We start from the raw sequence: 6,665 nt of genomic DNA on the forward strand, positions 1-6,665 counted from the left end.
CCATCGCGACACCGACAGCCAGGATCGCCGACCGGGAGACGGACATCGGTATGCACATGCCGATCAGCCCCACCGGCAGCCACCGCCGCACGGTCTGGTCACGCAGCGCGCGGGCCAGGTCCCAACCGTCGCGCAGTGACCCGGCGGTGGGTCGCCGGGCGGCCCAGTCGGCGAAGGTCGTCGACCATCCGACGCCGAGGCCGGCGGCGAGGAGCGGCCAGTGCCGGGCCACGTCGCCGGCCCGCTTGCGCAGCAGCGCGGCCCGGGTGGCGGCCAGCGGTCCCGGGGCGAAACCCGCCGGCGGTGGACCCCCGGCGACCAGCGCCGCGACCAGTTCGGCCTGCCGTTCGGCCAGCCCCGCCCGGGGTGTCGGCCTGCCGTCGCCCGCGTCGGTCATGTCACGGCCGGGAAGCCGGCGGTGGCGGCCAGGGCGTCCAGTTCGGCGCGGAGCACGGCGGCCGGCGGGTAGTGGCCGTCCCGTTCCAGCAGCAGCGCCGGTGGTCGCTGCCGGGCGCAGAGCGCGCCCAGCAGCTCCAGCACCGCCGCAGGCACCGGGTCGGTGTGGGTGTCGTGGTAGAAGCCGCCGTGCTCCGCGCCGCCGGCCACGTGGGCGTACGCGACCCGGTCCAGCGGCAGTCGGTCCAGCAACGCGAGCGGATCGGTGCCCCGGTTGCGGGCGTTGGCGTGCACGTTGGCGACGTCCAGCAGCAACAGCGCGCCGGTCCGGTCGAGGATCTCGGTGAGGAAGTCCGCCTCGTCCAACTCGTCGTCGGGCCAGTCGACAAGCGCGGCGATCGGTTCCAGCGCGATCGGCACCGGCAGTTCGGCCTGGGCCCGCGCCACGTTGGCGCAGACCGCGTCGACCGCCTCCCGGCTGCGGGGCAGCGGCAGCAGGTGCCCGGCCTCCAGGCCGCCGGCCCGGACGAACGCGATGTGTTCGCTGACCAGCGGGGCGTCGACGCGTTGCGCCACCGCGGCCAGGTGCGCGACCCGGGTCGGGTCGACCGGTTCGGCGCCACCGAGGGAGAGCCGCACCCCATGGGGTACGACAGTCACCGCGCGCTCCCGCAGCTGTGCCAGACCGAGTGGGAGCGGCCCGGACGCGGGGACCGCCTCGGCCACGACCTCGACGAACCGCAGCCCGGGCAGCTCGGCCACGAAACCGGCGATCTCCGGACGCCAACCGATGCCGACCCCGGACGGGCCGGTCATCCGCCGCACCCCCCGCCGCCGCATCCACCGCCTCCACCGCAGGAGCTGCCGCCGTCCGAGCCGGAGCTGTCGCCGCCGCCCGACGACCCGTCGGCGCCTCCGCTCCAGCCACTGCCGGAGGCGGCCTGGCGCTGGATCTCGGCCTGCTCGGCGAAGCCCGGGTCGAGTGCCCAGAGCGAGGCGGTGCCGTACAGGGCCACGCCCATCGCCGCGCCGGCCGCTCCGTAGGTGGCGTAGGCCGGCGCGGAGGCCGGGGCGAGGTGGGTGTGCTCGCGGCGCACGCCGCGCAGCGCGGCCCGACCGGCCCGGGTGACCGCGGGCGGGCGGCGCAGCACCAGAGTGACGATCAGGAGCGCCACCAGGGTCAGTAGCAGGTAACCGACCGGGCGACCGCTGAACAGACCGGAGGCCAACCGGAGCACGCCGAGGCCCAGCAGGCCGATCAGGAGCCTGGTCCAGAAGCGGGCACGCGCGCGCTGCGCGTCGTTCGTCAGCAGACCCCGCTGCTCCAGGCCGTTGCGGATCTGGTCCAGCGCGACGCGTACGCGCTCGTCCCGCGGCAGGTCCCCGACGCGGGCATGTTGGTGCGCGGCCCAGTGGATGGCCTGGTCCAGTGGGGTGAGCCCGGTCGGCGCGGCGCCGATGGTGGTCAGTCGGCGGTCCGGGCGCACGCCGATCGCACCGCTGCCGCGCAGGCCGCCGATCGCAGCGTTTACGGCGAGTCGAGGTCCACCGTTGAGGTACGCGACCTGCTGCGGCCCGAGTGGATCGGCGGTCATGGCGGTGGTCGAATTGGCCGCCAGACGGATCCGGTGGTACACCGCGACGACCACCACCACGGCGGTCGCTAGGAGGTAGTAGCGGAGGAAGGTCGGGCCGGAGATGCCCCAGGTGTCACCGGACGCGGCGTGCACGATCATCGACTGCTCCTGTCACCGGAGGGATCCGCGGCCCCATTGTGGAGCAGCCTCGCCACGGCCGACAGACCGCTGTCCGCGCGCTCAGTGGCGGCGGACCGCCTCCTCGACGAGGTCGAGCACCGGGCCCAGGTCGCCGGCCGGTCGCCCCATGGCCAGGTGCAGCACCAGCCCGTCGTAGGCCAGCTCCAGGAACTGGGCCAGCACGTCGATCGGGACGTCCTCGCGTAGCACCCCGGCGTCGCGCTGGCGGGCCAGCCGGTCGCGGGTCGCCTCGGCGATCGCGGCGGACCGCTCCGCCCAGCGCTTGGCGAACGCCGGGTCGGTACGCAGGCGGCGGGAGACCTCCAGTTGACTGCCCAACCAGCCGGTGGTGTCCGGGGAGACGGCGCGGGCGAGCAGGTCACGCATCACCTGCACCAGACCGTTGCGGGCGACCGTCTCGACCATGGCCGCGGCGTCGTCCTCAGCGACGGCCAGGAAGAGCGAGTCCTTGTCCCGGAAGTGGTGGAAGATGGCGCCACGGGACAGGCCGGTGGCCTCCTCGAGGCGGCGGACGGTCGCCCCCTCGTAGCCGAGCCGGGCGAAACACGCCCGGGCCGCGGCGAGGATCTCCTGCCGGCGCGCATCGAGCTGGTCCTGACTTACTCTGGGCACGCGTCGATCGTTGCAGGTCACCCCGGGTCACGCAAACCGTACGTACGGCTTGGGAGCTTGCCAACTACCATCGCCCGGTGACCTCGCCGCAGACCGTCCCCGCCGCTCCGCTGACCGTGGCCACCATCCAGGCCACACCCGTGCCGGGAGACGTCGCCGGCAACGCGCTCCTCGCCGCCGACCTCGTCCGCCAAGCCGGTCAGCGGGGCACCCGGGTGGCAGTACTGCCGGAGCTGTTCCTCTGCGCGTACCACCCGCCGACCCTGGCCGCCGACCCGGTCGGCACGGACGTCGCGGCCGATCCGGCCGGAGTGGTCGCGGATCCCCGGCTCGACCCGCTGCGCGCCGCGGCGCGCGAGGCCGGCGTCACCGTCGTGGTCGGTGCCGCCGTCCGGCACCCGGACGGTCGGCGGACCATCGCCGCGCTCGTGGTCGACCGGGCCGGCGAGGTCCGGGTGGGGTACGACAAGCAGCAGCTGTGGGGTGACGAACGCGAGCTGTTCAGCGCCGGCGGTCGGGGTGCCACGCTGCTCGTCGACGGCTGGCGGCTCGGGCTCGGCATCTGCTACGACGGCTGCTTCCCCGAGCACGGGCGGGCCGCCGCCCTCGACGGCGCACACGGTTACCTGTGCCCCAGCGGATACCTGGCCAGCTCCGAGCACCGCCGGGACCTGTACTACGCCGCGCGCGCCCTGGACAACACGATGTTCGTGGTCTTCGCCAACGCGGTCGGCGGCGACGACCCGTGGCGTTTCAACGGCGGCGCCGCGATCTACGACCCCGAGGGTCGGGTGCTGGCGCGGGGCGCCGACGAGGGCACGGCGGTGCTCGTGGCGACGCTGGATCCCGCCGTGCTCGCGGCCACCCGCACGGCGCATTCGATGCTCGCCGATCGACTGCCGGACCAGGGCGGCGCCCGGGTGTCGATGTCCGGCTGAGCACGTCGTGAGGTCGATACCCGCCGGCTCTGTTGGCGGACACGTCGGTCCCGTAGGGTGCCCGAGTGCCACTGCTCCTGCTGGACCTGGACAACACCCTGCTGGATCGGGCCGGGCCGTTCCGCCGCTGGGGTGAGCGCTTCCTGGACGGCATCGGCGCGCCCCACACGGACATCGACTGGCTGGTCTCGATCGACGCCGACGGTCTGACCGACCGCTGGGATCTCGCCGACGCCATCCGGGACCGCTACGAGCTGCGCATTCCCTCGATCGACCTGGTGGAGGAGCTGCACGACGGGGTGGTGGCGCAGACCCGGCTCGACCCGCTGACCGCCTGCGCGCTGCGGATCGCCGACGACGCCGGCTGGGTGCCGGTGGTGGTCTGCAACGGCACGGTACGCGTCGAGGACGCCAAGATCCGCCAGACCGGCCTGGACCGGTACGTCGCGGACTGGGTGATCTCCGAGGAGGCCGGGGTCAGCAAGCCCAACCCGAGGATCTTCGCGCTGGCCGCCCAACGGGTCCGGATGCCGCTGCGCGGCGCCTGGGTGGTCGGCGACAGCCCGGAGGCGGACATCGGCGGCGCCGCCGCCGTCGGGCTGCCCCGCTGCGGGCCTTCGGACCTTTTGTGGTCCGGGGGCCCGTTTTGGTGTGTCCGGGGTGGCGCCGTCACACCCTCTAAGGCATCCTAGGAACCTAGATGTGATCAAGGAGGCGGGTGTGCAGATCAATCCCGGGGCCGCTGAGTTCCCGCACCGACAGATCGCCGCGCAGCTCAAGGCCCAGGTCCGCCGGGGCGACTGGGGGCCGGGCGAGCGACTGCCGTCCATCCCGGCCATCGCCGAGATGTTCGGCGTCGCCAAGCAGACCGTGCAACGCGCCGTCGACCAGCTGCGGGTCGAGGGCATCCTGATCACCAAACCCGGCTCTGGTACGTACGTCCGGGGCACCCGGCGCCGACTCAACCGGCTCTCCCGGGGCCGGTACGGCGGCTTCCGCGGCTATCACACCGACCTGGCCGCACGGTACCGCCAGCAGCTCGTCTCCGTCGGCCTGTCCCCCGCGCCCGCCGAGGTCGCCGACGCGTTCGGCGTCTCCGACGGCACCAACCTGCTCTGCCGCCGGCACCTCGTCCGCACCGACGACTCCCCCGTCGAGGTGGGCGCCTCCTGGTTCCTGCCCCGCGACACCACGGGCACCTCGTTGGAGCGCGCCGAGGCGTTCGGCCGACCCCTCTACCAGGAGGCCGAAGAGGTCACCGGCCGGCGGTACGTCTCGGCCACCGACACGATCAGCGCCCGCCAGCCCAGCCGAGAGGAGGCTGAGACCCTCCAGATCAGGCCGGACACCCCGGTGCTGCACCTGCTGCACGTCGCGTACGACGCAAACCGCAAACCGATCGAGGTTGCTCAGGCCACCTGGCCCGGCCCGATGACCACCCTCACCGAGGAGTACAAGATCCCCGGCCCCACCCCCGACCCGGAACCCGACCCCGGCCTGGTCCTGGGCTGACAGACGCCGCGCGGATCGCAGCCCGCCCGGTAGATCCGCGAGAACCGGCTGAGCCCTCGGAGCTCCCGCCATCGACGAGCCGCCACCGTTGCATCTATACACTCGGTATCTATACTGCGAGTGTAATCGATGGCCGGGCGCTCCGTTCCGGTGTCGAGCAACCTGGGGAGATCCCATGCCAACCATGAAAGCTCTCGGTGGACGGGGAATGACGCGCCGTGGCCTGGTCGGGGCCGCGCTGGCGGCCGGGGTCGGCGTTCCGATCGGCATTGCCGGCGTGGCCGGCCGCGCCACGGCGGCCCCTGCCGACTCGGGCCCGGCTCGGCTCACCCTGCCCGCGCCGACCGGGCCGTACCGGGTGGGTACGGTGCCGCTGCACCTGGTCGACCGGTCGCAGCCGGATCCACTGGCCGGGCCGGGACGGCATCGGGAGCTGATGATCAGCGTCTGGTATCCCGCTCGCGACGTGCGGCGGTACCCGCTCGCCCCATGGATGACCGCCGCGTCGATGCGCATGCTGCTGGACTCCGCCGGGTTCAACCCCGAGGCCGCGCGGGCGCCGCTGACCGCCGGGCACGAGGGCGCCCCGGTTCTGCACCCGGGTCGGCGGCTGCCGGTGGTCGTGTACTCGCACGGCGCCGGAAGCCACCGCTCGGACACCACCATCGTGGTGCAGGAGCTCGCCAGCCACGGGTACGTGGTGGTCACTGTGGACCACACCTACGACGGGTTCAGCGAGTTCCCCGACGGTCGCGTCACCGTCCAGGAGGACAACTACGACGCCACCCCGTGGACCTACAGCCGGGACCTCAGGTTCGTCCTCGACCAGATCGCCGACCTCGCCGCCGGGCGCAACCCCGACGTCGGACACGCACGGCTGCCGGCCGGGCTCGGAAGCGCCCTCGACTTGAACCGGATCGGCATGTTCGGCTGGTCGAAGGGCGGCACCGCGACGGCCCTGACCATGGGCACCGACCGGCGGGTCCGCGCAGGGCTGAGCCTCGACGGCCCGATGGTGTCGCAGCCGCCGCCCACTACCGACCTGTACCGACCGTTCATGCTGATGACGGCGGAGTACACCCGGACCACGAAGCCCGCCGTCGCCGAGTTCTTCACGCACCTGCGCGGATGGCGGCTCAACATTCAGGCCGAGGCGGCAATCCACTCGTCGTACGGCGACAACCAGTGGCTGGTGCCGCAACTGGCACGCATCATCGGGATGAGCGACGAGGACCTCGTCGACTGGATCGGCACCCTCGACCCCACCCGCGCGGTCCGCATCGGGCAGGCGTACCCGCTGGCTTTCTTCGACCTGCACCTGCGGCAGCGGGGCGCCCAGAAGAGCCCCCGCGAGGCGGTCGCCGAGTTGGTCAACGCGGGCAATCACCCCGCAACGCCCCGGCCGGTGCGCTGACCCCGCACCGACGTG

At 73.3% G+C, this 6,665-nt stretch carries 7 protein-coding genes and 1 pseudogene; 4 read left to right on the plus strand and 4 right to left on the minus strand.

The features are described from left to right. The 4 genes and pseudogenes from ACWCO3_RS29380 to ACWCO3_RS29395 all read right to left on the minus strand — a co-directional run. Positions 1-397 (minus strand): annotated as a pseudogene (locus tag ACWCO3_RS29380) (hypothetical protein); the annotation flags it as partial. Further along, positions 394-1,212 (minus strand): DUF692 domain-containing protein, encoded by an 819-nt coding sequence (locus tag ACWCO3_RS29385; RefSeq protein ID WP_145779883.1) that lies wholly within the window; start codon positions 1,210-1,212, stop codon positions 394-396. The pseudogene ACWCO3_RS29380 and the gene ACWCO3_RS29385, both read right to left, overlap by 4 nt. After that, complete coding sequence (locus ACWCO3_RS29390) at positions 1,209-2,132, minus strand: TIGR04222 domain-containing membrane protein (RefSeq protein ID WP_450013134.1); 924 nt, start codon at positions 2,130-2,132, stop codon at positions 1,209-1,211. The genes ACWCO3_RS29385 and ACWCO3_RS29390 overlap by 4 nt, the downstream gene beginning before the upstream one ends. 81 nt (positions 2,133-2,213) lie before the next feature. Continuing rightward, entirely contained in the window at positions 2,214-2,786 is a 573-nt protein-coding gene (locus ACWCO3_RS29395; protein ID WP_030337284.1) for a TetR/AcrR family transcriptional regulator, read from the minus strand. 77 nt (positions 2,787-2,863) lie between these two features. Here ACWCO3_RS29395 and ACWCO3_RS29400 point away from each other — a divergent pair, with 77 nt between their 5' ends. From ACWCO3_RS29400 to ACWCO3_RS29415, 4 genes are all read left to right on the plus strand, one after another. Next, positions 2,864-3,724 (plus strand): carbon-nitrogen hydrolase family protein, encoded by an 861-nt coding sequence (locus ACWCO3_RS29400; RefSeq protein ID WP_357929304.1) that lies wholly within the window; start codon positions 2,864-2,866, stop codon positions 3,722-3,724. Positions 3,725-3,789: 65 nt separating this feature from the next. Then, complete coding sequence (locus ACWCO3_RS29405; RefSeq protein ID WP_450013137.1) at positions 3,790-4,416, plus strand: HAD family hydrolase; 627 nt, start codon at positions 3,790-3,792, stop codon at positions 4,414-4,416. 28 nt (positions 4,417-4,444) lie between these two features. Further along, positions 4,445-5,236 carry a GntR family transcriptional regulator gene (locus tag ACWCO3_RS29410; RefSeq protein WP_145782101.1) on the plus strand — a complete coding sequence of 264 codons (792 nt, stop codon included), beginning with the start codon at positions 4,445-4,447 and terminating at the stop codon, positions 5,234-5,236. 208 nt (positions 5,237-5,444) lie between these two features. Continuing rightward, a complete protein-coding gene (locus ACWCO3_RS29415) occupies positions 5,445-6,650 on the plus strand; it encodes an alpha/beta hydrolase family protein (RefSeq protein ID WP_450013139.1) in 1,206 nt (401 codons plus the stop codon). Positions 6,651-6,665 lie beyond the last annotated feature (15 nt).

The sequence above is a fragment of the Micromonospora sp. NPDC002411 genome (assembly GCF_053592955.1).